Source organism: Candidatus Eisenbacteria bacterium (assembly GCA_018831195.1).
Taxonomy (GTDB): domain Bacteria; phylum Eisenbacteria; class RBG-16-71-46; order CAIMUX01; family JAHJDP01; genus JAHJDP01.
On the sequence record JAHJDP010000087.1, the window covers coordinates 80,824 to 105,831 of the forward strand.

At 55.7% G+C, this 25,008-nt stretch carries 23 protein-coding genes; 17 read left to right on the plus strand and 6 right to left on the minus strand.

Features of this window, described 5'->3' with window-relative positions:
* Positions 1–279: 279 nt before the first annotated feature.
* From KJ970_15170 to KJ970_15200, 7 genes are all read left to right on the plus strand, one after another.
* Complete coding sequence (locus tag KJ970_15170; protein ID MBU2692262.1) at positions 280–2,529, plus strand: S8 family peptidase; 2,250 nt, start codon at positions 280–282, stop codon at positions 2,527–2,529.
* Positions 2,530–2,665: 136 nt separating this feature from the next.
* The gene (locus KJ970_15175; protein ID MBU2692263.1) at positions 2,666–5,125 is read left to right on the plus strand and encodes a transporter substrate-binding domain-containing protein; all 2,460 of its coding nucleotides are present in this window, start codon (positions 2,666–2,668) and stop codon (positions 5,123–5,125) included.
* Positions 5,126–5,249: 124 nt separating this feature from the next.
* Positions 5,250–5,960, plus strand: coding sequence for an MBL fold metallo-hydrolase (locus tag KJ970_15180; protein ID MBU2692264.1), 711 nt, complete (start codon positions 5,250–5,252; stop codon positions 5,958–5,960).
* A gap of 154 nt (positions 5,961–6,114) precedes the next feature.
* Complete coding sequence (locus KJ970_15185; protein ID MBU2692265.1) at positions 6,115–6,501, plus strand: hypothetical protein; 387 nt, start codon at positions 6,115–6,117, stop codon at positions 6,499–6,501.
* Positions 6,502–6,597: 96 nt separating this feature from the next.
* Entirely contained in the window at positions 6,598–6,828 is a 231-nt protein-coding gene (locus KJ970_15190; GenBank protein ID MBU2692266.1) for a VF530 family protein, read from the plus strand.
* Positions 6,829–6,893: 65 nt separating this feature from the next.
* Positions 6,894–7,421 carry a hypothetical protein gene (locus tag KJ970_15195; GenBank protein MBU2692267.1) on the plus strand — a complete coding sequence of 176 codons (528 nt, stop codon included), beginning with the start codon at positions 6,894–6,896 and terminating at the stop codon, positions 7,419–7,421.
* A gap of 49 nt (positions 7,422–7,470) precedes the next feature.
* Complete coding sequence (locus tag KJ970_15200) at positions 7,471–8,082, plus strand: GNAT family N-acetyltransferase (protein MBU2692268.1); 612 nt, start codon at positions 7,471–7,473, stop codon at positions 8,080–8,082.
* 230 nt (positions 8,083–8,312) lie between these two features.
* On the opposite strand, the gene KJ970_15205 is transcribed toward KJ970_15200, so the two are convergent.
* Positions 8,313–8,459 (minus strand): hypothetical protein, encoded by a 147-nt coding sequence (locus KJ970_15205; protein MBU2692269.1) that lies wholly within the window; start codon positions 8,457–8,459, stop codon positions 8,313–8,315.
* 160 nt (positions 8,460–8,619) lie between these two features.
* Between KJ970_15205 and KJ970_15210 the strand changes: the two genes are divergently transcribed.
* The 5 genes from KJ970_15210 to sodN all read left to right on the plus strand — a co-directional run bounded on the left by KJ970_15210 (position 8,620) and on the right by sodN (position 12,932).
* On the plus strand, positions 8,620–9,591 hold the full coding sequence (locus KJ970_15210) for a toll/interleukin-1 receptor domain-containing protein (protein MBU2692270.1): 972 nt from the start codon (positions 8,620–8,622) through the stop codon (positions 9,589–9,591).
* A gap of 304 nt (positions 9,592–9,895) precedes the next feature.
* The gene (locus KJ970_15215; protein MBU2692271.1) at positions 9,896–10,618 is read left to right on the plus strand and encodes a sugar phosphate isomerase/epimerase; all 723 of its coding nucleotides are present in this window, start codon (positions 9,896–9,898) and stop codon (positions 10,616–10,618) included.
* A 62-nt stretch (positions 10,619–10,680) separates the two neighbouring features.
* On the plus strand, positions 10,681–11,931 hold the full coding sequence (locus tag KJ970_15220; protein ID MBU2692272.1) for an Nramp family divalent metal transporter: 1,251 nt from the start codon (positions 10,681–10,683) through the stop codon (positions 11,929–11,931).
* Position 11,932: 1 nt separating this feature from the next.
* The gene (locus KJ970_15225) at positions 11,933–12,346 is read left to right on the plus strand and encodes a universal stress protein (GenBank protein MBU2692273.1); all 414 of its coding nucleotides are present in this window, start codon (positions 11,933–11,935) and stop codon (positions 12,344–12,346) included.
* A gap of 103 nt (positions 12,347–12,449) precedes the next feature.
* The gene (gene sodN / locus KJ970_15230; protein ID MBU2692274.1) at positions 12,450–12,932 is read left to right on the plus strand and encodes a superoxide dismutase, Ni; all 483 of its coding nucleotides are present in this window, start codon (positions 12,450–12,452) and stop codon (positions 12,930–12,932) included.
* A 10-nt stretch (positions 12,933–12,942) separates the two neighbouring features.
* On the opposite strand, the gene KJ970_15235 is transcribed toward sodN, so the two are convergent.
* Positions 12,943–13,920 (minus strand): hypothetical protein, encoded by a 978-nt coding sequence (locus KJ970_15235; protein ID MBU2692275.1) that lies wholly within the window; start codon positions 13,918–13,920, stop codon positions 12,943–12,945.
* A gap of 4 nt (positions 13,921–13,924) precedes the next feature.
* Here KJ970_15235 and KJ970_15240 point away from each other — a divergent pair, with 4 nt between their 5' ends.
* The 4 genes from KJ970_15240 (at position 13,925) to KJ970_15255 (ending at position 19,716) form a co-directional block, all read left to right on the plus strand.
* The gene (locus KJ970_15240) at positions 13,925–15,646 is read left to right on the plus strand and encodes a capsule assembly Wzi family protein (GenBank protein MBU2692276.1); all 1,722 of its coding nucleotides are present in this window, start codon (positions 13,925–13,927) and stop codon (positions 15,644–15,646) included.
* A gap of 69 nt (positions 15,647–15,715) precedes the next feature.
* On the plus strand, positions 15,716–17,440 hold the full coding sequence (locus tag KJ970_15245; GenBank protein MBU2692277.1) for an SEC-C domain-containing protein: 1,725 nt from the start codon (positions 15,716–15,718) through the stop codon (positions 17,438–17,440).
* Between the two features lie 97 nt (positions 17,441–17,537).
* Positions 17,538–17,936 (plus strand): preQ(1) synthase, encoded by a 399-nt coding sequence (queF, locus tag KJ970_15250; protein MBU2692278.1) that lies wholly within the window; start codon positions 17,538–17,540, stop codon positions 17,934–17,936.
* A gap of 94 nt (positions 17,937–18,030) precedes the next feature.
* Positions 18,031–19,716: a hypothetical protein gene (locus KJ970_15255; GenBank protein MBU2692279.1), complete on the plus strand. Its 1,686-nt coding sequence runs from the start codon at positions 18,031–18,033 to the stop codon at positions 19,714–19,716.
* Between the two features lie 67 nt (positions 19,717–19,783).
* Here the strand turns inward: KJ970_15255 and KJ970_15260 are convergent, their stop codons facing one another.
* From KJ970_15260 to KJ970_15275, 4 genes are read right to left on the minus strand one after another with little or no spacing between them, the layout of a single operon-like run.
* Positions 19,784–20,599: a ferredoxin--NADP reductase gene (locus KJ970_15260; GenBank protein MBU2692280.1), complete on the minus strand. Its 816-nt coding sequence runs from the start codon at positions 20,597–20,599 to the stop codon at positions 19,784–19,786.
* A 52-nt stretch (positions 20,600–20,651) separates the two neighbouring features.
* The gene (locus tag KJ970_15265; GenBank protein MBU2692281.1) at positions 20,652–22,196 is read right to left on the minus strand and encodes a hypothetical protein; all 1,545 of its coding nucleotides are present in this window, start codon (positions 22,194–22,196) and stop codon (positions 20,652–20,654) included.
* A 1-nt stretch (position 22,197) separates the two neighbouring features.
* A complete protein-coding gene (locus KJ970_15270) occupies positions 22,198–23,148 on the minus strand; it encodes a hypothetical protein (protein MBU2692282.1) in 951 nt (316 codons plus the stop codon).
* Positions 23,149–23,170: 22 nt separating this feature from the next.
* On the minus strand, positions 23,171–23,638 hold the full coding sequence (locus KJ970_15275; GenBank protein ID MBU2692283.1) for a hemerythrin domain-containing protein: 468 nt from the start codon (positions 23,636–23,638) through the stop codon (positions 23,171–23,173).
* An 874-nt stretch (positions 23,639–24,512) separates the two neighbouring features.
* On the opposite strand from KJ970_15275, the gene KJ970_15280 reads away from it, so the two are divergent.
* Positions 24,513–24,998 carry a YkgJ family cysteine cluster protein gene (locus KJ970_15280; protein ID MBU2692284.1) on the plus strand — a complete coding sequence of 162 codons (486 nt, stop codon included), beginning with the start codon at positions 24,513–24,515 and terminating at the stop codon, positions 24,996–24,998.
* The last annotated feature ends 10 nt before the right edge of the window (positions 24,999–25,008 follow it).

Consider the following 25,008-nt stretch of genomic DNA (forward strand, 5'->3'; position numbering starts at 1 on the left):
ATCAGTGCGATGTAGGTGAAGAGAGTGGTCAGCGCAAGGCCGGCAGCCAAAACGGGATACTTGCAAATACGCCGGTAAAGCATGACTATTAGCATCGGAGCTTGGGTGGTTTTTGTATACTTCGTATTCAACACTCTCGGCAATCTAACTTCCGTGTCGAATCTTGAACATGCTATATTTACACCGACAAGTAGTATTCTCGCACTCCTGGCTTTTCGTGTCGCGAAAGAGCGGTAGGCGCGGCAGGGTTCGTATCCTTCTCACCCTGGAGAGTGACCTATGACCATCCGAAAGCAGAACAATCGTCGTAACCTACTCAAGCGCGTTGCCGCGACCGATCACCCGCTCGTGCTGTACATTCACGGCATCGGCCAACAGCCGCCGCCCGATGATCTGAAGCTCGAGTGGGATCTTGCACTGTTCGGACGTGACATGCGCGACCGCACACGCATGGCCTACTGGTCGGATATCCTGCACGGCGAACAGCGCACGCGAAGCAAGCAAACCACCCGCGCGGGCAGCGGCATGAGCATCGACACGCTTCTCGCCCAGGCTGGTGTGGATACGGACAACGAGAATGCGCGTAGGCTCGCGAATGCCCTGCTGCGCACCATCGGAGTTGAGGACGCCAGTGCGCACAAAAAGGTGCTGCCCCTGCCCGCTCCCCTGCGCAAGCCGATCGCCCAAGCGTTCTTGAAAGCGCTGATCAAGGATACGGCCGCCTACTTTTTCCGTTCAAACGTGCGGGAACAGATTCAGAAGCGCCTGCGCGATATCCTCCCGGTCGGCAAAGATCCAGTCATTATCGTGGCGCACAGCCAGGGTAGCATCATCACACTTGAAGTGCTGGCAGCGCTCAAAACAGGCACACCCGTGAAAATCGATCACCTCATCACACTCGGCTCACCGTTAGGCATCCGTGAAGTGCAGGACTTTCTCTCCTGTGAACTAAAGGTGCCGGGCTGCGTGAACGAGTGGCATAACTTCGCGGACCCGCTCGATCCAGTAGCGCTCGACAAGGGAATCAGCGGCGATTTCGAACCCGATCAGTTTATCACTGACGAGCTGATTATAAACGCACATAGCCGTCGGCTCGTGGGTTTCAATCCCCACTCCGCCGCCGGCTATCTGGCACATCCCAAGGTGCGCAAAGTGGTGCATGCCGCAGCCCGCGTGGATGCCCACGCGCGGTTCCTGGTAGCCCGCGACGTGGCCGCAGACCTGGCGGTGACAGCACGGCATCCTGTGCTGATCGAGATCCTGGAGCCGGGCTACCCGGCCGTGGACGAGCAATTGGATAAGATGCGTGAGCATGAGGAGACGGTGGAGCAAGGCAAGACGGATCCAGCCGCCCGCATCGAAAAAGCCGCCAAGCAGATCGAAGAAATTGTCGGCGAAAAAGAACTAAAGGAGGCCCGCGTGGACCGATTGCGCCGCTTCGTTGCAGCGCGCCTGACGCCGGCCGAACTCCGTGTCGTCGCCCGCCGACACCGCGATCTGCGCATTTATGCTGTGTGGAAGAGCACTACGAAACGAAAGTTACTCCACCGCTCAGCTCGCGTGATCCAGGCTGATGCCGCTCGGGCGAGTTACAGCGCTTCCGGAGACGGCATCCTGTGGGCGGTGCTGGATACCGGCGTGCGCCACGACCACCCTCATTTTAAGCCACATAGCACAATCTCTGCGATTTTGGATTGTACAAAGCCGGGTCCCCCGGTGCCTATCCAGAACGACCGGGACAGAGACGGTCACGGCACACACGTGGCCGGCATCATCGCTGGCGCCGGTGATGATATGTCCATACAGGGCATTGCGCCACGCGCAAAACTGGTGGTGTATAAGGTGCTCGACGACACGGGCGCCGGTGAAGACGCTTGGATCATCAAAGCACTCGATCATATCACCGAACAGAATGAAAACACCTCCGAGATCGTGATCCATGGCTTGAACCTCAGCCTCGGCGGGCCCTATGACTCGACAGTGTATGGCTGCGGTTTCTCGCCCATCTGCATGGAGTTGCGGCGGTTGTGGCGCGCGGGCGTGTTGGTTTGTGTCGCGAGCGGCAACGAGGGCCAAGTGCAAGTTACCACACCGGACGGCGAGTTAGACCTCAACAACTCGATGTCCATTGGGGACCCGGCGAATCTCGAGGATTGCATTGTGGTGGGCTCAGTGAATGCGGACCACCCACACTTGTACGGCGTCTCGTCCTTCTCCTCGCGCGGTCCTACCTCCGACGGCCGCATGAAACCCGACGTTGTGGCGCCCGGTGAACGAATCCGCTCCTGCAACTCGCGCTTTCAATCCCGGCGCCCCGAGAGTCTCTATTGCGAGGAAAGCGGCACCAGCTTGGCGGCGCCGCATGTGTCGGGTCTGCTGGCGGCGTTCCTGTCGGTACGGCGCGAGTTTCGTGGCCGACCCGACGAGGTCAAGCAGATCCTGCTGCGGACCTGCACTGATATCCGGCGCGACCAGTATCACCAAGGACACGGCATCCCGAACCTTATGCGCATGCTGCTGGAGGCCTGACCAAGCATTAGGAGCTGTTCCTCAGAACGAGGAGACCGTCATATAAACGACCCCGGTAACCCTCGCCGGTCAACAGAGCGTCCAGTCGCAGTATGCTTCGTAGCGAGAAAGATTATACCAAAATAGAGAGGTGGCCATGGTTACTAAAAGGAATTCATCACTTTGCTGGATAAAAGCCTCCATTGTAACAATAATCATGGCCCATCTGCTCGTTATCACACTTCCCTGTAATGCCCAAAAGCCGCAGAATCTTCACGATGGTGTCCACGCCCGTGAGGTGCGCGTTGGTTTATACGAGAACAAACCCAAAATTTTCACAAGTGAAACAGGTCGGCCCTCGGGAATTTTCGTCGGCATCCTCGAAGAGATCGCCCGAAGAGAGAATTGGCAAATAACCTATGTGCCGGGTGAATGGTCCAACTGCCTTGCGGCTCTCGAAGAGGGCCGCATCGACCTGATGCCGGATGTTGCCTTTTCATCGGAGCGGGCTAGGAAATTGGATTTTCACGAAGAGGAGGTCATCGAAAGCTGGTCACAAGTATATGCCCATAAAAATACGCCGGTGATGACCCTTTCCGACCTAAACGGCCGCCGGCTTGCGGTGCTCAAAGGTTCGATTCAGCATACGGTTTTAGAACGGATTACAAATGGATTCGGCTTTAAGGTTTTTTTTGTTGAGACTCATTCCTACGAAGAAGCCTTTGCCCTTGCAGCCAACGGCAGTGTCGATGCGGTTGTTTCAAACCACTTGTATGGAGACTATTATTTTCAGGAATACGGACTGGCAAGGACATCCATCGTTTTAAACTCGGTTGCATTATATTTTGCAACGGCCCATGGCGCCAACTCTGACCTACTTGAGGCCATTGACAATAATTTGCGCGCAATGAAATCTGAAGTCGGCTCTGTTTATTACAAGGAGTTGGCGCTTTGGATGGAAAGTCCGCCAAGGATAGTGGTACCACGGCATCTCATTTGGATTATTTGCGGCATCGGCGGGTTCCTCGTCTTGGCTTTCGTCGTCATTCTACTGCTTCGCCGGCAGGTTATTGCCAGAACGAGAAATCTGGTCCAGGTCAATGAAACGCTTCGCGAAAGCGAAGAAAAGTTCCGCAACCTTTTCCAGAACCACTTGGCCGTCAAACTGCTCATTGAGCCTGAAAACGGCAACATTGTTGAAGCCAATAAAGCAGCGGAAAAATTTTATGGTTGGTCGGGGCAACAACTGCGGCGGATGAAAATACAAGATATCAATTCACTATCGTCCGAGCAGGTCGAAGTGGAAATGGAAAAGGTCAATGCCCCAAAATGCTACCAGTGCGAGTCTCGACATCGGCTGGCCGACGGCTCTATCAGAGATGTTGAGGTGTTCAGCAGCAGGATTGATACCAAGGGAAAGCCGTTGCTCCATTCCATCATCCACGACATCACCGAGCACCGCAAACTGGAGGAGCACTATCGTCAGGCCCAAAAGATGGAAGCCGTGGGTCATCTGGCTGGTGGCATGGCTCACGATTACAATAATATGCTCAGCGTAATCCTCGGTTATACGGAACTGGTCATGGACAGAGTGGACACATCTGGGCCGCTGCATGCCGATCTCAAGGAGATTTTTAACGCCGCCACGCGATCCGCCGAAATCACCCGGCAATTGTTAGCCTTTGCCCGCAAACAGACAATCAACCCTAAGGTGCTCGACCTGAATAGGATCGTGGAGGATATGCTCAAGATGCTCCGGCGCCTCATCGGCGAAGACATCGATCTGGCCTGGCTGCCGGAGAGCAACTTGTGGCATGTAAAAATCGACCCCTCACAGATCGAACAGATCCTGGCTAATCTGTGCGTCAACGCACGGGATGCCATTGCCGGAGTGGGCAAGATTACCATCGAGACTCACTCGGTGACCTTTGATGAGGCCTATTGCGCTGACCACGCCGGATTTGTTCCCGGTGAGTTTGTTCAGCTGACCGCCACCGATGATGGCTGTGGCATGGACAAGGAAACTCTCGCCAACATCTTCGAACCGTTTTTCACCACAAAGGATGTGGGTCGGGGCACCGGCCTGGGGTTGGCCACGATCTACGGTATTGTCAAACAGAACAATGGATTCATCACCGCGCACAGCGAACCGGGGAAGGGAACGACCTTCAGAATTTACTTGCCGCGTCACGCGGGCGATGCCGAGAAAATAAAAGTGGACCCTGTTACGGAAATCCCCTTAAGCAACGGCGAGATGGTGCTCCTGGTGGAAGACGAGTCGGCGATCAGGAAGATGGGTCAGATGATGTTGGAACGACTGGGTTACCAAGTACTGACCGCGGGCACGCCCGACGAGGCCATGCGCCTGGCCGGAGAACATTCGGGCGGAATTCACCTGCTCATCACCGACGTGATCATGCCGGGAATAAACGGCCGCGATTTGGCGGATCAACTGCACACCCTTTGCCCAGATATCAAAACCCTATTCATGTCCGGTTACACGGCTGATATGATCGCTCACAGAGGTGTGCTGGAAGATGGTGTGAATTTTATTCAGAAACCTTTTTCCATGAATGACCTGGGTGTCAAAATCCGCAAGATTCTTGATGCGACATAGGATACCAGCAATGAGAATAATAGGGGGCGAGTTCCAGGACGCAAATGTGGTAATCCGCAACATCCCGATCATCGTTTTCTTCAGATTCATTCGGCGCATTCTTGCGAACGAGAGGTAGCATCCAATGCAAATCACAATGATCGGTCACAGCACAGTTTTGATTGAGACTGGAGGTCAGAAGATCATCACCGATCCCTACTTCGGCGTAGGGGGCAATATTGCCTATGCCCGCCTGGCTCCACCCGCCAAGATCCGTGAAGAAGTTCGAGATGTGAATCTGGTGCTCATTTCGCACAACCACTGGGATCATACCGACCCTCGGTTTCTGCGCGCTCTCGGAGAGGATGTCCCGGTTCTCGCTCCCAGGTGGGCAAAATGGCTGACAAAACTGCAGGGGGCCAAGACACTCATCGGGATGAAGGCCTGGGAGGAGAAGCGCTTCGGGACAGTCACCGTCACAGCTGTGCCGGCATTGCATCTTGCTGTGACAAATGGGTATGTAATTGAGAGTGAGGAGAAGAGATCCTATTTTGCGGGTGACACCTGCCATCGCCCGTTCATGAAGGAGATCGGCCGGCGGTTTCAGCTCGACGTGGCACTGATGCCGGTAACGACTTTTCGCATTCCAATGACGATGGGAGAAAAAGGCGCCGTTCGTGCTGTGCGCGACCTCAGGCCCAAGGTGGTCATACCTATCCACCTGGGCATCAAGCCTCGCTCGCCCCTGCTTCGAACAAAACACTCGCCGGATGGCTTCGCACAACGGGTGCGTAAAGCGGGGCTGGAGGTCGAAATAGTTAACCTGAAAGAGGGAGAGAGCTGGTCACTACAATAACAGAGTTCATCTCAGTGGAGCCCAGCCTCATGGACAAAGACGGGATTTGGAGATTCGGACTTGAGTTTACGGATTAATCTATCAATATCGGATGGTCTCGTTCCCATAATACCGAGAGAGACGATTGCCCGGGTACATCGTGAAGGAGAAAAAAATGTCGGTAGATCTCCGTTTTGACCCCGAGAAAAAGATACTCTATTTGACAGTGAAGGGGCGTTTCACTCTTGAAGAGTTTCAAGCCGCGATGGAGAAGATCGCGCGATCAGATCAATATCCCCCTGATACAAATGCCTTGTGGGATTTGCGGGAACTGGATTTTGAAACCATCGATGCCGGCTATTGGCGGAGAATCCTCGAAATCCGAAAAAAGTTTCCGGAAAGACATACCGCACGACTGGCACACATCGTTAAAGGGGATTTCGCCTTCGGTATGCTGCGGATGTATGAGATACTTTCAAGCTTGGATAAGGGCGGTTTGGAGCAACAGGTGAGGCTTTTTAAAAGTTTTTCAGAAGGTGAGCAATGGCTCCTTGGTAAATAGCTTTGTGATGTGAAAAACATTGTCACTGTCGGATTCATCTCTCATTGATAAGCGGCCGCTCTGCTTAGTGGGAGAATAGAGGAAATCACCCAGCTCATGAGTGAGCAGCAAGCCAATAATCCACTGCACGGCAAAACCCTAGAGGTGATTTTGAACAGCCTCGTCGATTATTTTGGCTGGAGCGAACTGGGCAAGCGCATCAACATTCGATGTTTTAACAGCGATCCGTCGGTGCCGTCCAGCCTGAAATTCCTGCGGAAGACCCCCTGGGCCAGGGAAAAGGTCGAGAACTTATACATCGCTATGCAGAAGAAGCCGCGCCGATGATAATATATAGGGTGGATTCCCTGGTGTTCGGCGTGGGCGCGAAGCGATTTTGGAGGCACGCCAGAATGAGAACTATACTGTATCTTGTCGTCCTTTGTCTTTTGATGTCTCTTCCAGCAACGGCGCAGCAACCCGATTTGCAGGATGCATTGCTGGATCATTTGACAGGCGTGTGGGTTCTACAGGGCGTCATTGCTGGCGGCCAGACGACACATGATATTGTCGCGGAGTGGGTGCTGGGCCATCAGTATCTGCGCATTCACGAGGTCTCGCGTGAGAAGAGCAGTGACGGCGCGCCCGTATATGAAGCCATCGTCTTCATCGGCTGGGATCAGCCGTCAAGCCAGTACGCATGCCTCTGGCTCGATTCAACAGGCGGCGGTGGTCTTTCAGCCGGAGCCATCGGTCATGCGGAACGCAGCGGCGGGGAAATGGCGTTTGTTTTCAAGGGAAGTGATGGGAGCACTTTTCACACGACATTCGCTTACGGCAAGGACAGCGACACTTGGCAGTGGCTAATGGATGCGAAAGAAAACGGAAAACGCCAGCCCTTTGCGAGGGTGACACTGACAAGGCCAGAGTCGCGCCGATAACCCCCGCGGGTTAAGAGCACGTCAGATGCGCTTGGGAGAAGGAAAACCTATGAACCTTGCCACAGCAGAATTGACTCCCAAGCTCTGGCCCCAGGTTGAGCTTCTTTTTGGCAAAACAGGGGCCTGCGGTGGTTGTTGGTGCCAAGCTTGGCGAATCGAAAAGGGCGAGGACTGGAAAAAGGTAAAGGGCGCAGTGGCTAAAGAAAGAATGCGCAGCGGCATACTCAACGGCACAACCCTCGGCATCATTGCATTTGATGGAAAGAAACCCATCGGCTGGTGTACATTCGGCCCAAGAGATTCGTTCTCACGCCTGAATCGCGCTCGTACACTTAAATGCACAGATTCTTCTCAAGTCTGGTCGCTCCCTTGCTTTTTTGTGATCAGAGGTTACAGGGAGAGGGGCGTAGCGAGGGCGATGCTGAAGCAAGCGCTCAAAGCGATGACAGCAAAGGGTGCAAGGATTGCGGAAGGTTATCCATCAAAACCCAACAAAGACGGTAAATACATCGCGGCCTTTTCTTGGACCGGCACAATTTCCCTTTTCGAAAAGGCAGGCTTCACAACGGCAGGGAATGAACAAGGCAGCAAGCGAAGGGTCAGAAAGCAACTGAGACCTCCCGCCAAGCGCAAGGGCGCTCGCGATGGTCGAGGCGGCTGAGGCTGATGGCCCTATTGCCGCCACTACGGTCCAATTGACCACGGAGCGATTGCTTTTCGCAAACTAACGTCTTTTGGAAGGTAATGGCATGGGCTTTGCGCCGAGATCCGTCGCAGGATCTGCAGACTGTGGTGCATGCCCGGGATTGAGGCGATGGGGGGGATTCCAGATGGGACCCGCGGGTGACGCCCAGCATTGATATAATTTCCCTTGTCAAAAAAAACAGACATTTAAATCTCTCCCCTCCATTTCAGGCATCCGATAAGCGCTTCTCTGTTGATCTCTACAAGATCGCGTCTCAGCTGATTTCCTGAGGCATTGAGGGCCCAGCTTGTGGAACTCCTTGCGTGCACATTGATTCCAATGTACTCTTCCATCACTATCCTCCTCTGGTTTAGGTGAATGCTCGGACTTCGCTATCAAGCCCAACATCTCATCCTCGGAGGCTGTTCATTGGTATTCGGCTCTCCTGAGCAGGCGCCCAGATGGCGGATATGACTTTCTTATGATGCCTCGTTAAATATCAGGGGGTGTCCCTTGCCTTCCACTGAACTCCAGCCACCATTCGACGCCTATAGAGGGTCAGGTCCATACATCTTCATCAGCTACGCTCATGCGGACGCCGCAGTAGTGTTTCCAGATCTCCTCCTCATCAGGGCGCTGGGGGCATCCGTGTGGTTCGACGAAGGCATCGACCCCGGCAATGAGTGGCCAGAAGACATCGCTCGTGCAATTGATCGATGTGCCTTGTTTGTGTTCTTCATCTCGCGGACTTCCGTATCCTCGCGCAATTGCAGGAATGAGGTTTACTTCGCCCTGACCAGAGACAAGCCTGTCGTTGCGATCTACTTGGAGGAGACCATGGTTCCCCGAGGCATAGCACTGAGCTTGAGTTCCACACAAGCCATAATGAAGTTCCGCATGGATGCTGACAGCTACGTGCGGGGACTTCGAAAAATCATTGCCACAATCTCGTCCCCGAATATGCCGTCTTCAACCAACGCGGCGTCCGCCGCGGGCAGCCTTGTACCGATTACGGGCGAATCGCCGGGCGGGCGGGCCCCTTTACTGTGGACCAAATCATCTCATACGCCACGCTGGATTCACCATCTCTACTTCTGCAAGATGAGCGCTGTGGAAGTCACGGTGACTGGAATACTCGACAAAAAGGTGACCTTGCTGGGGCGGCACTTCCTGGGGATTCACGACTATGTTCACCTTGGCGAGTCCCTGCCGAAGATCAAGAAGTATGCACGAATTCGGACCAAGTCCCTGGCGATGAAAGCACTGGGTTCGGGTGATGCAAATTTACGGGCGCGCCTGGTTGCCTGCGCTGACCGAGCGGCTCGTGCCGTAACTGCATTTCTGTCGACGTACGAGAAGGGTGCATGCATTGAATTCTATGCCCTGGTACCACCATCGAAAGACTCCGAGATTCAGTTGTGGCTCCTGAATCCGATTCAGCAACAGGCAGGCTCCAATCTCGACGTCTTCGTGGAGGTTGTATGAGAGGCTATAATCGGTTCTCGGCATGAGGCGCGGACAGTCGCTGACGGCCCGGCACGTATCTGTGACGAACGATCGAGGACATTGGTAGCGCTCTAGTCTGGGGACATGGGTGACTCCTTTCTTATTCTCTCTATCCGTCCCAGGGCGCCTTCATGACGAGTTCCCGCGTCACGGCAGGCATTCGGCCGTGATCTTTCAATGATTCCTCCGCATTTGTGAGAGAATGGTGGCGCTGAGAAGACATTGACGATCGGGGTCGTCAAACACTTTTGCAGGTTGAAGAAATGGTCGCCGGGGGAGATTAATGCCGTCACAACCGCTGGGAATGTTTGCTTGGTTTGGCTATCGTCTGCCGCTTGAGCAACGTGTCGGGCTTATTGCCCAGGCGGGTTTCTCGACGACCTGCTTGTGGTTCGGCGAGGACGAGGAGTTGGTTGCCGGCAACATGGCCGACAGGATGCCGGACATGGCACGCGATGCAGGGCTTTCTGTGGACAACCTCCACGCACCGTTTGAAGGATGCAACGCCCTCTGGTCGGATACAAAGAGCGCGATCTCCGCGGCAAGCCATCCGTATGTGCTGGTTGCGCGGGCCGAAGAGCTCGGGGTCATTCTTGCGGTCGAGAACACGCGTAGCCCGCTCCATATTGATTTCCTGCTCTCCAGCATCGAGTCGCGCCATCTTGCCCTTTGTTACGATTCATCTCACGACTTCATCAGCGGTCATCCGCCCTGCGCACTTCTTAGAAAATGGGGCTATCGCCTGGTAACCACGCACCTCTCGGACAACAACGGGGTCACCGACGACCATTACCTTCCGGGAGACGGCCGGATTGACTGGGATATAATTCAGGATGCGTTTCCCAAGACCCAGTATTCAGGGGCGCTGATGTTGGAAGTGGTTCCGCAGACCGGCGAGGTTCCGGCTCCGGAGCAATTTACCCGGATGGCATACAGTCGCGCACTGGATCAGCGCTCGAAAATCGGCCTGCGAGGCCCCGCGGACGATGCGCCGCCGCGCGCCTGACGGCCAGCATTATACCGCACTTTGCCAATGCGCGGTGTGAGATCACGCCAAAAGACGGAGGCATGACCGCTGTGACAGAAACCAAGAAGGGCTTCCCGTTCAAGACGATCCTCAGCTTTCTCGGGCCGGGCTTCCTTGTGACGGTCGGATTCATCGACCCCGGAAACTGGGCAACGAATATCGAGGGCGGATCGAAGTTCGGCTATGACCTTCTTTGGGTCATTACGCTCAGCACGGTCATGCTGATCGTGATCCAGAACATGGCCGCTAAGCTTGGTATTGCCACCGGTAAGTCTCTTGCGGTTAACATCCGGGAGCGCTTCTCGCGGCCGGTATCCGCGTTTCTGGGGCTGACGATTGTTCTGGCATGTGTCGCGACCGATGTGGCGGAACTGCTCGGCGGGGCCATAGGATTTAATCTTCTTTTCGGCATGCCGCTATGGTTGGGCGCCCTTCTCACGGTGCTGCTTGAAGTCTTCCTCATCATCAGCCAGAGGTATCATCGGCTCGAAGCGATCATCATTGGTTTTCTGGGAGTCATCGGCTTGTGTTACCTCGTGGAGGTCCTGATCGTCAAGCCCGACTGGGCGCAACTGGCGCCATCCCTGATCATTCCGAACGTCAACAGAAGCAGTATTTACGTGGCCATGGCCATCCTCGGCGCGGTGGTGATGCCGCACAATATCTTCCTGCATTCCAACGTCATACACAGCCGGAAATGGGGTGTTTCCGAGGGTGAAAGACTGACTCTCCTGCGTTACGAGAAAATCGATACGCTCGCCGCCATGCTCCTGGGATGGGTCGTGAACTCGGCAATGATCATCGTCGCGGCCGCCGTCTTTTTCCGCCATCACATCGTGGTCGACAGCATCGAACAAGCGTCGGCGACGTTGACGCCGTTAGCCGGGCCTGTTGCCGGCTTTCTGTTCGCCCTTGCCCTCGTCTTCGCAGGGGTCGGGTCGTCGGTGACGTCGTCCATGGCGGAGGTCAATGTCATTACCGGTTTCCTGGGAAAACCGGAAGATCCCCGAACACTTCTCTACAGAGTCTCTGTCTTTATTACGGCCATACCGTCATTCATGATCATCCTATTTTCCATGGACACATTTCGCATTCTGATCTTCAGTCAGGTCGTGTTGAGTATTCAGCTTCCTTTTACACTGATTCCGCTCTTGATAATCTGCCGCGACAAGAATCTCATGGGCCGATTCAGGAGCGGCCGGATCGAGTTCACCGCCGCTATTGTCATCTCCGCCATCGTTATCATCTTGAATATTTACCTGCTTTATTCAACCATCTCAGGGGGAGGTTGACATGCAAGTGTATAAAAAGATTCTGGTCACCATAGATTGCTCATCCGTAGACGATGTCATCATTGAGCATGTATCGGCCCTGGCGCTTCAGAACAACGCCCAGGTTTACCTGCTGCACGCCGTGCACTCCCATACGCTCGACCAGGACCGCGCGTTGCGTGAGCAGGCCAACGTGTTTTTGAAATCCCGTTGCGAGGCGTTGCAGGCTCGGGGCATCGATACCCACATCTTGATTAAAAGCGGTGAACCCGACGCAGAAATCCTGAAAGAGATTGAGGGAAACGACTATGACCTTGTGGCGATGGCCACTCATGGACACACTTTCATAGGCGACATCCTGTTTGGAAGTGTCTCCCGAACCCTTAAACACAAGATCAGCATACCTCTCTTATTGATAAGCGGCCGCTCTGCTTAGCGGGAACATAAGGGTTATTGTACCATGACGGGGTCCAGGCTCCGCAGGAGAGAAACAATAGAATCGTCCTGATCTCAAAGAAAATAATTTTTAGGAGTGATCCATGCCAGACAACTTTGTTCATCCGACTCATGAACACCCCTTCAGCGCCGGCGCCGGTCCCGAGAACTTCTGCGCCGGTCCGTGCGTGGTCCATGACCCGGCTTCAGCCCGGATCGCCGCGGAGACGGTGGTTGTTCTCACCCGCAATATCAAAACGATCACGCGGCCGATCCCCGATGATCCAGCGTCGCGGAAGGCTTATCACAATGCGCTGACACATTATATTCATTTAAAAGCGCAACAGGCCGATAGAGCGAAGCATGAGCTTCTGACCCTCTGGGCCGATTACTTTACCATTGATCATTTCACGGAATTCCCAAAACTGTCCGAATCGATTTGGAATGCGGCGCAGCTGGCGACAGAGGCAAAGCAAGAGGTGAACGAAGAAACGGCGCTGCAGCTGCTCGATGCGGTTCGGGAGATTCACAATATCTTCTGGAAAACAAAGGGACGGGAGGCGCCCTGGATCACGACAGCGGTATAGCAGAGCCGCCTCACTGATTCACCAGGGTTTCAACCTCCTCCAGTGTCGGTAACGATCCCCGCACACCCAATCCGCGGCAGGCCAGCGATCCGGCCGCCGTGGCGAAACGGACCCGTTCAACCCACGACCACTCATCCTGTGACAAGGCATAAATGTAAGCACCGTGGAATGTATCGCCGGCACCCGTGACATCCGTCAATTCAACATTAAAAGCCGGATGGAAGAGCGAAATATCCGGCGTATACAAATAAGCCCCTTTCGACCCCAATGTCATGACAAGCGACTTCAATCCGTCATGCCATAATTGCCTGGCCGCGCCCTCGGGATCTCCGTGGCCGGTCTTCCAGCGGGCGAATCCGGCCGCCATCACGAGATGATCGGCCGCCTCCCAGGCCGCGGGATCCGGCTCGCGGGGGGAACCGATATCCAATACAATCTCGCACCCACGCTGCTTCGCCGAGCGGACCGCATCCCCCATGCCAAGTTCGGTTCTGGCGTCGGTCAACATATAGCGGGCCGGGTGCGCTTCGATCCATTCCTCCGACACGGTCGGATTCGAGACCGTCCCATGATCGAAGATCGCCGTGCGCTGGCCTGTGCCCTTCTCCACAATCAGCGACGCCATCGCCGATTGCGCGCCGGGTTCGACCCGCAAACCGCTGATGTCGACACCGTACTGAACAAGATCATCCCGAATCGCAACACCCATGGGGTCATCCCCGACAACACCGACGACGGCCGACCGGCCGCCGAGCTTTGCGATCACGGCCATCGCTGTCGGCACGGGGCCGCCGCCGCCGCGCGTCGACTGCAACGCATCGATCTTCTCTCCCGCGCGGGGGGTCCGCTCCACCTGATGGGCGAAATCGAAGGGGCAAATCCCAATCCCCCATGCCGTCAGTCTTCCCGTTGAGATGGTGTCTGAATTCATTTCCCTCCACACGGCATCCCCGTGCTGGACATCCGCCGTCATCACCCACACACTCATTCCGATGAGCCGCTTACAAAATCATGCCGCCGGGCGCGGCGCTGTGAACAGGATAGGCCCCCGAAAAGCGCGGGCCAAGGAAACAGGTTCGATGCGAACGGCGTTTCTTTGCGGCATTCTGCTTGTGATCCTCGCCACCACGGCCTTCGGCGGATGGGTTTTTGAGGCGGATCACGACACCCCCCCGCCGGATGAACCCTGGGGCGATGAATTTCTGCCCACGGACCACCTGCTCTATCGCGATCTGGAGCGCTTGGCGATTCGCGGAGAGATGCCGCTGGCCGCATGGACATTGCGTTCGTTACCGCGGTTGGAGCTGGCCTGGATGAGCCGGAATCTTGTTGATGACGGCGGATTGTCCCCCAGCCGCGACCGGTTGGAGCGGACCTTAGCGCGCGAAGGGCGCGCCTTGGGCCGTGAATCGCGGTTTCACGAAACCGCGCCTTTGATTGAGGCGTTGACAAGCGCCGGCCGCTTGCGGATCCGCCCCTACATTCATCTCACGCCCCGTTTGACGATCCCGCTGGCCGATGGAAAGGCCGATGGGGATTGGAGCGACTCGACCCGGATCGGCCTCAGGGGCACGCTTTATCTCGGACGGTCGATCACGATCTCGCATGATGTTTTTGTCGGCGAGGTTGCGGGGGGGCGCGGCTTCTCGGATCCCCTTGTTGCGGGAACCGATATTCTCTTTTATACCGAGCGCTTCGATCTGACCCTGCGCACACCCCGCATCGACTTTCGGTTCGGCCGCGACCGCCACCGCTGGGGGCCGGGCGCCTGGGGAACCCTCCTTCTGGATGACCACTCCGCTCCTTATACATTCGCCCAATACGATGTTGAATTTAAACCCTGGTTTCGCTTCCGCGCCCTTTCGGGAAGCCTCGACTATTCCGATGGAAAATATCTTGCGGCCCACCGGCTCAGCTGGACGCCGTCACCGCGGTTCGAGCTGTCGTTTTCGGAAGGGGCGCGGTATCAATCGACATCACCCGGCCTGCTTTATACGCTGGGATTCATCCCTTATACATTTGTGGAGCGCATGCGAATGCAGGATGCGGGGAACGACGCCTCCCGCCGCAGCGAGCGCAACAATGTCCTCTGGGCCTTGGGATGGTCCTGGCGCACGAGACCGGCGCAACTTTTCTACGGCGAAATCCTCGCCGACGATATCGCGTCGAAAGACAGCCACACGCCGAGCCGCTGGGGTTTTCTCGGCGGATATTCTTTCGCCCCGCGATTCAACGGATGGGATTGGACCCTCGGCGTGGAGGCCTCAAAGATCTTTAATTACACCTATAGTGTTTATTATAGGGATCAATGCCTCTGTGATTGGGATCACCAGGAACGAGGTCTCGGCCACCCCGACGGACCCGACAGCGAGCGGCTGCTCCTCCGCGCCCTCGTTGATTTCAACACCGCTTGGGGCTGCGACGCCATGGTCACCCTCTTCCGTCATGGGCAGGGCGCTTTGGGGCGTCCCTGGTACCCTTCCACCGACCCGGAAAGTGAGGGCCAGCCCTCCTCGGCGTCGGAGCTTTGGGATCCGGTGACCGGCGGAGCCTCACTGCAAACCCGCGTGCGATGGGAACCCCGCGATAATCTGGCGGCATCATTCGGCCTCGCTTACAGCACGGTTCGCCTTCCAGCCGGTGATTCAGCCGGTGATTCAAAAGAGACACGCCGGTCCGTCGGCCTTGAATTCGCTCTAAAAGTACATTTATAGAAACGGGCTTAGAAACAGGCATTGACACCGAATCGACATCCGCCGGATACCGCCATAGAGGAGCCGTCAATGACAAAGGGCTGGGAAGACAAGCTCAAAGCGACCCTCAAAACCTACAGCAGCATGGCCTTTGATCCTCAGGTCGCCCGCGAATCCTATACATTGGCGATGGAAGTTCGCGAGGCGCTCGGCGACAGCCAAGACACCTTCAGAGAACTGGATAGAAAGTATAACTACAATCTTTTCGATTGGATTATCAGTTTGCCTTCGAATATCGCCGGTGAAGGTCTCATTGACGAAGGTGTCGAGCTTTGCGAGCGGTACGCTGAAATTGTAGAACCGCAAAACTTTCTCGCGGACCGGGCCCTGATCCTCGCCGGCGCGGGCCGGATCAAAGAGGCCGTGTCACAGGTTCAATTCAATCTCACCGTTTTCCCCGATGATCCCTGGGTCATGATCAAGGCGGCGGATGTTTATCAATCCGCCGGTGAGCTTGACCGGGCCGAGGAACTGTATCGCCGGGCGCTGGAGGCGGCGGGTGACGATCGCTTTACGCGCGAAGGGGCCTTGGAGCGGCTCGTCCCGATGCTCGAAGAGCAGAACCGCCATCCAGAGGCCTCGATTCTGCAGCAGGAAGAGAAAACAAAGCATGCCTCCGAAGGGAGCCAAGCGGCGCCGGCGCCCGCGGGGAAGACCATCCGCCGTGAACAGCCGAAGGTGAAGCGCAATGATCCCTGTCCCTGCGGCAGCGGTAAGAAGTACAAGAAATGTTGCGGCTCCGCCGAGGCGACTCACGCACCGGGAACCGAATCGGACATCCGGCAGCGGCTTCTATCCGCCCTCATGAAATTTGTTCATCGGGATGAATTCAGTGAAGAGGTTCAAAGAGCGCTGGTCCTCTACTGGGGAGAACGATTCGCCGACACGAAGCTTCCTGACGCTTTTGATCAAATGGAGCCCGATTTCGCCCAATGGGCCTTCTACGAATGGCTGATCCAGGATTATCCTTGCGCCGACGGCCGGTCTTTCATGGAGCGCTATTTCCAACGGCTGGGCTGGCAGCTCAACTCACGGGAACGGGTCCATCTCGAAAAGTCGATGGCGTCGCATATGGGATTGTATCAGATCATCGAGCTCCGGCCGGATGAAGGATTCCTGCTTCAAGATCTGCTCACGAACCGGCATATCGAGGTTCTGGATAAAACGGCGACGCAATATTTGATTCAGTGGGATCTTGTCGCCGCGCGCCTTCTTGAAATGAATGATCGTATACAATTCAGCGGCGGACTCTTTCCCTTCCGGCCCGATGAAAAGGATTCGCTGAAGCGGTTCTGCGAGGATGCTTATGCCGCCTATCAAATAACAAATCCGGATTCCGATTGGACCGCCTTCCTGAAAGGTCATGGCGAAATTTATAACCATTATCTTCAGGCGAAGCCGGATGCGCTTGCAGACGCCCTCCCCGGCGCCCCCAACGATACCCTCCCGCAAGACAGCGAGGATCGAGATCCCCGCGATGCGGGAGAGATGGATATCCCTCCCGAAATACGCGAGTCTCTCATCAACGAATTCTTGGATAAGCATTATCATGCCTGGTGCGATTTGCCGGTCCCGGCCCTGAAGGACCGCACGCCCCGGGCCGCGGTTCAGGATCCGGAAGGGCGACGAGCCGTTATTGATCTGATCCGCTCGATGGAAAACAGCGAGACCCGGCGGGAGTTGAGCGGCGGCGAGCCTTACGATTTTACATGGTTATGGCAAGAGCTCGGCCTCGATCGATCGGAAAAGGCGTAACTTCTTTTCAATCAATCAATTATAACGATTGTCGCTCCGCGGCAAAAAATCCTCAGCCTTGCCCCTCATCGGCCCGCCCTGTACACTTGACAGTGCCATGACGACACAACCCCAACAGAAGCCGGATCGGCAAAAGCAGGCCCAACGGCAGTTAGAAACCTTTCCGAATCCAAAACCGGAGAGGGATTACGAAATCCGGTCTGAGACCGACGAGTTCACCTGTGTCTGCCCGATGACCGGTCAACCCGACTTCGGTACGATCCGCATCCGATATATTCCCAACAAACTCTGTATCGAACTGAAATCGTTAAAGCTCTATCTCTGGTCTTTTCGGAATGAAGGCCACTACCATGAGGCGGTGACGAATCAGATCCTTGACGACCTGGTCAAGGCCTGCGCTCCCCGCTGGATGGAGGTAGAGGCTGATTTTAATATGCGGGGCGGCATCCAGACGGTGGTGACGGCCTGTCACGAGTTGAAATCGGAGGACTCATAGTAGGCTCGATCTCAGGCCGAATCGGGATCCCCCATTGTTGCCGCCGGCGCTTCGCCAAGACAGCATTTTGGGCAGGACAACACTGGAGGCAACAATGTTAAAGTCTAATTTCACCACTCCCTTTACCAGGCTCCCTGCCGCACTCTTTGCCCTTCTTTTTGCTCTCCCGCCCGCTTCCGCCGGCGCCGACGGCGGGGATCTGCTCTGGCGCTACCCAGGGATTGAAAATGTCGTCTGTATCGACTGGATTGAGGATATCGATGGTGATGGACGGCCCGATGTTCTCATGGAGACATACGACGCCGGGGCCAGCGGGGATCACCTTTATGCCATCAGTGGCGCCTCATCGGGGCTGGGTGATCTGATCTGGTCGATCCATCCTCCGGGCGGACCGAGCAACAGCGGCGGTTACGGCGACGCCTGCCTCCGAACAGCACCCGATCTGAACGGCGACAATGTACAAGACGTCTTGCTGGGAACAGCCTGGGGCGGACGAACCGTCTATGCCATCGACGGACCGACAGGCGGCATTATCTGGGATTTTGATACCTACTCGGATTCCCCCCCGACACCGCCCGAGTCGGGATGGGTCTATGGTGTGAATTGGATCGGCGACAATACGGGTGACGGCATCCCCGAGATCATCTTCTGCACCGGCAGCGACAGCGACGCCATGTACTGCGTCAACGGTGCGACGGGTGCCGTACTCTGGTACCTGCTCGGCCCCGACGCCTTTTTCGATTGCTGCAATATCGGGGATGTCAACGGCGACGGCTACGATGATGCGGCCTTCGGCAGCGGTGATTCCGGCCAGCGATTAACCGTGATGAGCGGGCCCGGCCTCGGCGGCGGTGTTCCTCATCAACTCTGGTACCGGGATTATTCCGGAACCGTTTACTCCGTCGCGGCCCTGCCCGATATCAACGGCGACGACATACCCGAGGTGCTCGCCGGAGCATGGAACAATACCGTCACCTGCCACAGCGGCGCCAACGGCACCGTCCTTTGGACGGGGCCCGTCGGCTCCTATGTGATGCGCATCGATGTCATCGGCGATGTCAATGACGACGGCACGCCCGATATCGCCGTCGCCTCCTGGGCTTCATTGGCCCGCGTGATCAGTGGTTCTGACGGCACGACTCTTTGGACCACACCGGTCGGGGATGACTGCTGGGCGATTGATGGTATAGAGGATGTGACAGGCGACGGCATACCCGATGTCGTCGCCGGATCGTTCGATCAAAAAATCTACCTCATGAACGGCATTGATGGCACGATCGAATGGTATTACACCACAAACGCCAAACTCCTTTCGGTCCGCGGCACACCCGATCTCGACGGCAATAATGTTCCCGACGTCATCGGCGGAACTCAGAGGTTGACGGTCGGCGGCGATATCTACGCGGTGCAGGGCGGTGAGCCGATATCCGACGTCAATGATCAGGCCTCGGGTTCGTTGACTCTCGCCGGTTTCCCCGGCGTCAAAGCGCAGGGACCGCTGGCCTTAACATTAAATCAGCCCAACCCATTCCTGGGCCGGACACAATGGCGGATGGAGACGGTGAGGGACGGTTTGCCGGTTACACTGGATGTGATCAATACGCAGGGACAGCGGATCCGGCGATTGGCCTCAAAACTCTCATTGGACCGGGGAATTCACACCTTTGATTGGGATACGCGGAATGATCACGGCCGTGTTGCGCCCGCCGGCATCTATTTTCTGCGTCTCACGGCGGCCGGGGAAACTCTAACCTCCGAAAAGGCGGTATTGGTGCGGTAATTTTAGCTTCGCCCGGTCTATACAGGCGCTTCTGGTTTTGGGATCGAATGATTCCGCCGGAGAGCTGTTACCAATATTTCTCCACATGGTACTGCCCCGGCTGTTTTTTCGTGTTCTCCACGAAGCGGTCCGCCTGAAGGACTTTCTCCATCGCCGCGATCATCGCGGGATTTCCGCAAAGGAAAACGTGGGTATGGTTCGGCTTCGGTGAAAAGCCCCAGTATTTTTTTATCAAGCGCTCCGTCCAAACATCCTGAACATAACCGGAGGCCCCTTTCCACGGGGCGGGCTCGTCGGCGACACGGCTGATGATGGGGATATAGGTCAGAAAAGGGCTGATTTGTTGAAGAGCCTCCAGCTCGGAACGATACCCCAAATCCCAGGAGTGCCTGGCGCCGTGGATCACGGCCATTTGCTGCCCTGTATTTTCAGACAAATAGGTGCGAACCATACTCATATAGGGCGCCAATCCGGTGCCCGTGGCGACCATCACAATATGCGCGTCGGTTGGAATCTTTTCCAATGTGAAATTCCCGAGCATCTTCTCTGAGAGCCACAGACGATCGCCTATATTTAAGTTAAAGAGCCGCGGTGTCAACGCGCCGGAGCGGACCAGGGCGATATAGAATTCGAGATACTCGCCCGGTCTGGAAGACGAGGCGATGGAATAGGCACGCGGGATAACCTTATCCGGCGGAAGCTCCGGCTCGTCAGCGTCGGATCCTTCACATCTGGGTGCGGAGCCCGGCAATCCCAGAACGGCATACTGCCCGGGTTTGAATGGGCCCAGCTCCCATCCATCCGGCGCGACACGGATAACAATCAGCCCCGGGGCAACTTCGATCTTTTGGCTCAGGACGGCATTAATTTCCCTTGTGGCCATGGTTTCCTCTCCTCACTAAAATACCCGATCCCGCCATTCCTTCATATATTTTCTATGGCTTCAGCGAGACATTCCATCTCATCCTATCCCGTGACCGATCAAGCCTCCACCCAGCCTCGATCCGGATATGTGAAAGGAACCCGGGGAAACCAAGAAAGCGTTGAATCCCCAATCCGACATCGAATCTATAATCCCCCGACTCGGGTCCCTGCAAGGATTCAAGGCTGCTCCATGGTTTATCCCCCCAAACCGCGCCCGCATCAGCAAAAATCACCGGCTGTAGACGAAGATTTTTCAGTATCGGTATTCTCAGATGGTACAGTGGATCGATGCCAAAAACATAATCGAGCCGCAGCAGGGAAACACCGGCCCCCGTATCGAATCGTGGTGGGTAGGCGCGCAGGCTCTGCTCCCCACCCAAATCCATGAGCTCCTGCACCGGCGGATGGCCGCCGACCGCCCCGGCCCAAAACTCGGTGAACAGCTCCCCGCGAAGAGGCGCCTTGAAAGAGGTGCGCCCCTCGATACCGGCGGTGTAAAACTCCCGGTCCCCTTCCAGTGTCCCGCCCCAAAGACCGACGCGAGCCCAGAGCCCGGCTCTTGTTCCCGTTTGCAGATCGAATCGCCCCCTGATCGACGCATCCAAAATGACGCCGTTCAATTCAACCGCGTCGGCGGATGGATTAAGTTTCATATTATCATCATCGAGTTCGAAGAGAGCTCCCGAGACGGCCTTCAGCGACCGATCCTCGCGATGAACCAGGCAGATTCCGCCGTTCGCGCCCTTCTCCCCGCGCAAGAGGAGGCCTCCGGCGATTTCCCGGCGCTCCAGATAGCTCTGATGATCCAAACCCATGAGGCCGCCCAAAGGCGTCGTCCCGTAGGGGCGGTTCGATCCAAAGGGTACCGGCTGATCACTCCACCCGGTTATGAATCCCCACCCGGGACTTTGCAGCAGCTCCAGGGAGCCGGCCTGCGGACTCCCCGGGCCGCCCCGCCCTCCGCCGGTCAATCTTGTTTCCGGACTCTTTAACAATCCCCTGACATTTTCTTCGCTGAAGACGACCCCGGCCAGCCCGAAACCCTCCCAGCGGCCCGCCTCAAGCCCGCGGCGGAGAACACCGCAGAGGTGAATATCAGGTTCCTTCTTGGTTGAAAGACTCAGTTTGAAACCCGGGGTCGCGCCATCCACCTTTGAAAAACCGAAGACCGGTTGGATATCAAAAGAAAGGGTGGAAGCGCCGTCGCGACCCTTGGCCGTTGTGGAATCCGAGGCATCAGGAATCCAAGCGATCTCACCGGGCTTGACCCACTCCTCGGGCGCGGATTCATTCCACGGGATCAGCGAATCCGGCTCGCTTCGCAGGCTGTCCAGCAAGGCTTCCCATGTTTTGGCCGGATCGGCATCCCCCGGTGGATCGATGAGCTGCGCCGCCGCCGCTCCGGGCGGCAGGATCCCGGCTAAAAGGAAAAATAAGGCTTTCCACAAGACCGCTTTTTGAAAACCCTGCATTCCTTGGTGGGGGCCCTTCATCATTCGATCCTCTGACCGTGTCACCGGCATATCATCATCATTCCATTGGCCTTTTGTTGTCATGTCATCGCGCAAAGATAGAATCAGGAATCCCGGCATTTAGTTGAATCTCTTCATGCCGGATATCCACCACCACCAGTTCCGGAGTGGAAACAAAGGGGATATCGCGAAGACGAATACTGATAATGATTCGATCCGGCAACCAGACCTCCTCATGCTTGCGTCGTGTCATAACAACCCGATCCACACTCTTTAAGAACAACGGAAAGGGAACATTGCGCGTCCACCGGAATTCTCCATGCACAATCTGGTAATCGCGCGTGTCAACAAGAAACCAGCCTTCCGGGAGAGGTTCAAATTCACTACGGGGCGTAAATTCGATCTTGTAGATGACACGATCAGAAAATATTTTCCGGTCCAAAATCTTAAATGAATAATCATCGAGAGCCTTAAAGAAAAATGGAAGGTCCACGAGGTGTCCTGTCGAGGTCTTCACCTCGACGCCAACATTCACCTCTTCATTGTCGGATTTGCTATCCCACTCGCGGCTTCCGAGTTCAACAATAAACTCCTCATTGGGTGACCGCAAATAGACTTTCTCGACGTTTTCCTCTACCTCCCGCCGCGTGGTGGTGTCCTCCGGATCGCCATAAAGCGCAACAACACGGCTTCGGCGGATGAAGGTCACGTCATCAACGAGTTCCTTGCGCTTGCTTTCGCCATCGATGCACCATCCCAAAATTTCCTTGAGGGTGGGGCGCTCCGCGCTGGACGGCACCCAATTTTTCAGAAGGTACTGGGGAAGACGGACCGTGTCCTCACGCGCCAGCCACCGGCCCCATCGCTGTGCAAGCGAATCATCAACGGCCTTGCCCAGCGTCGCATCCGGGGACCCGGCGACAAGGTCGCGGCCGCCCAGTTTCGAATTGTCCGGGAGAAGCAACAGGCCCAGCAAGAGAACAGACGGCACTAGAACACAATGCCAACCCTTGCGAAGACGAGGTTTATTCCGCAATCGAGGGTCCTCCGTTTAATTGTCAGGCAAGACCAGGTCCCTCGCCTTCAAGCACCTCCAGGAATAGGGTTCGCTCCTCGGCTTCGTGTCTTCTGAATGTCGCAAAAAGCCGCGTCATCCGGTCATAGAGCCCTGTTTGACTGCACTGCGTCAGCTCCGCCAAGGATGCCGTGATACCGTGGAGCTCACCAAGGGCTTTCAACAGCTCCGCGTGTTGAGAGAGCAGCGATTCCACCTTGTGAGTACAATGGGGCGCGGCCTCAATGATTTCACGGTGAAGGCCCTCCGTCTCTTCGATCCGAAAATGAGCCTCCATATCCGGGATCAGTTGATTGAGTTTTTCCAGCAACTCCCCGGCCTTTCTTCCCATCTCCTCGCGCGTGGCCCTAACCTGTGCCGCCTTTTCCTCAATCTCAGCCCACTGCTTTCGGAGATTCTGATGTTCTTCCAGGGTTCTCCGAATCATTGCCTTGTCATTTTTTTTCAACATAGGCGCCTCATTTCCCGTCGACTGGATCCCTATCTATTATTCTCTCTAATTAACCGAGAGGAGAAGTCGCGCCGAGACCTACTCGGATCCCCTCAAGTGGACCCCTTCCCATCGAATCCCCGGGGGAATCTTCGACCTCTCCCTGGGACCTTACCAGCTATTAGCGACCGGCACGAACAGAGACCGCCGGGAGGCGGATGATTCCTGGTCTGGAAGCCTAACAGACGCCGCCACTCCCTGTTACGAAATGTAAGGTTCTTTGGTTCCCTCCTGATCTTATGCGATTTCCCATCTCTATCCCGCCCCGGGATCTCATCCCCCTGGCCCCGGAACCGCCGATGTGTGTGACACAATGCGGCGACACAAATACCAAAGAGCGATCTTCCCCTTGTCACTGTCAGGCATGGAAACAGGTTATCGTTAAATACCCTGATTGAATTCGCCACAGACTTAATATTAAAGCTGCCGCTTATCCAGGCTGGATCGGCCTGAAAAACCAACGAGAAGGGGCTTGACAAATTTCGATCAGGGTGATATAATATATTTCAGTTTGATAGGAAGTTAGTCAAGGGGTCCACGCGGATTTGTGTGGACCCTTGTACATTTATCTTTCACTGTAGATGGTTGTTGGCGGAAGCGCTCCTGCCCCGATTGCTGTTCGAGCGGCCAATCTGTTTCCTCACCCTGCCTTCTCTGGCATAATTTTTACCGCCTCCTTTACCGCCTTGGAAATTTGGGTCAAATATTCTCATCTTGCAAAATCGAGAAAACAGAGTAGGATAAAGGAATTGAGAGTCGAGACAGGTTCTAGTTCCGTCTGCACGACAGCCCATGCAGGACACCATCTTCGGGCCGTGATCGATGGAGGGCATTCATGAGTACAAAAGCTCAAAAGAAAGACACTGGTGTCTGGTATAAGGATGGACTGCAGTTCACCTGCACACGATGTGGAAAGTGCTGCCAGGACAGGGAAGACCCCACCTTTGTTTTTCTGGAAGAGGATGATATTCAGAGATTGTCCGAATGCATGAATATTTCTCCAAAGCAGGTCCTGCAGCGATATTGTCAGTGGAGTGGCGAAGATGGCTACACCCTCAAGCGCAAACCCGGATCTTGCATTTTCTTTGATGAGTGCATCGGATGCCGGGTTTATCCCGCCCGCCCGTTGCAGTGCCGAACATGGCCTTTTTGGCCTTGGAATATGCGGCAAGAAAATTGGAACGATGCCGTAAAGTTCTGCCCCGGATGTAATAAGGGTGAAAAACACAACGCCCGAGAGATAGAGACCACAGCTAAAATGATGCTTGGCCGCCGGGGTGAAGGGTCGCTCTGGCCCGGGGAAATCTCCTTACCGAAGTAGCCCGATTCCC

What these genes read in the sequence shown, in the direction of transcription:
- KJ970_15170 (MBU2692262.1), top strand. Translation starts at nt 280, where the DNA reads ATGACCATCCGAAAGCAGAACAATCGTCGTAACCTACTCAAGCGCGTT.
- KJ970_15175 (MBU2692263.1), top strand. Translation starts at nt 2,666, where the DNA reads ATGGTTACTAAAAGGAATTCATCACTTTGCTGGATAAAAGCCTCCATT.
- KJ970_15180 (MBU2692264.1), top strand. Translation starts at nt 5,250, where the DNA reads ATGCAAATCACAATGATCGGTCACAGCACAGTTTTGATTGAGACTGGA.
- KJ970_15185 (MBU2692265.1), top strand. Translation starts at nt 6,115, where the DNA reads ATGTCGGTAGATCTCCGTTTTGACCCCGAGAAAAAGATACTCTATTTG.
- KJ970_15190 (MBU2692266.1), top strand. Translation starts at nt 6,598, where the DNA reads ATGAGTGAGCAGCAAGCCAATAATCCACTGCACGGCAAAACCCTAGAG.
- KJ970_15195 (MBU2692267.1), top strand. Translation starts at nt 6,894, where the DNA reads ATGAGAACTATACTGTATCTTGTCGTCCTTTGTCTTTTGATGTCTCTT.
- KJ970_15200 (MBU2692268.1), top strand. Translation starts at nt 7,471, where the DNA reads ATGAACCTTGCCACAGCAGAATTGACTCCCAAGCTCTGGCCCCAGGTT.
- KJ970_15205 (MBU2692269.1), bottom strand. Translation starts at nt 8,459, where the DNA reads ATGGAAGAGTACATTGGAATCAATGTGCACGCAAGGAGTTCCACAAGC.
- KJ970_15215 (MBU2692271.1), top strand. Translation starts at nt 9,896, where the DNA reads ATGCCGTCACAACCGCTGGGAATGTTTGCTTGGTTTGGCTATCGTCTG.
- KJ970_15220 (MBU2692272.1), top strand. Translation starts at nt 10,681, where the DNA reads ATGACCGCTGTGACAGAAACCAAGAAGGGCTTCCCGTTCAAGACGATC.
- KJ970_15225 (MBU2692273.1), top strand. Translation starts at nt 11,933, where the DNA reads ATGCAAGTGTATAAAAAGATTCTGGTCACCATAGATTGCTCATCCGTA.
- sodN (MBU2692274.1), top strand. Translation starts at nt 12,450, where the DNA reads ATGCCAGACAACTTTGTTCATCCGACTCATGAACACCCCTTCAGCGCC.
- KJ970_15235 (MBU2692275.1), bottom strand. Translation starts at nt 13,920, where the DNA reads ATGAGTGTGTGGGTGATGACGGCGGATGTCCAGCACGGGGATGCCGTG.
- KJ970_15240 (MBU2692276.1), top strand. Translation starts at nt 13,925, where the DNA reads ATGAGCCGCTTACAAAATCATGCCGCCGGGCGCGGCGCTGTGAACAGG.
- KJ970_15245 (MBU2692277.1), top strand. Translation starts at nt 15,716, where the DNA reads ATGACAAAGGGCTGGGAAGACAAGCTCAAAGCGACCCTCAAAACCTAC.
- queF (MBU2692278.1), top strand. Translation starts at nt 17,538, where the DNA reads ATGACGACACAACCCCAACAGAAGCCGGATCGGCAAAAGCAGGCCCAA.
- KJ970_15255 (MBU2692279.1), top strand. Translation starts at nt 18,031, where the DNA reads ATGTTAAAGTCTAATTTCACCACTCCCTTTACCAGGCTCCCTGCCGCA.
- KJ970_15260 (MBU2692280.1), bottom strand. Translation starts at nt 20,599, where the DNA reads ATGGCCACAAGGGAAATTAATGCCGTCCTGAGCCAAAAGATCGAAGTT.
- KJ970_15265 (MBU2692281.1), bottom strand. Translation starts at nt 22,196, where the DNA reads ATGACAACAAAAGGCCAATGGAATGATGATGATATGCCGGTGACACGG.
- KJ970_15275 (MBU2692283.1), bottom strand. Translation starts at nt 23,638, where the DNA reads ATGTTGAAAAAAAATGACAAGGCAATGATTCGGAGAACCCTGGAAGAA.
- KJ970_15280 (MBU2692284.1), top strand. Translation starts at nt 24,513, where the DNA reads ATGAGTACAAAAGCTCAAAAGAAAGACACTGGTGTCTGGTATAAGGAT.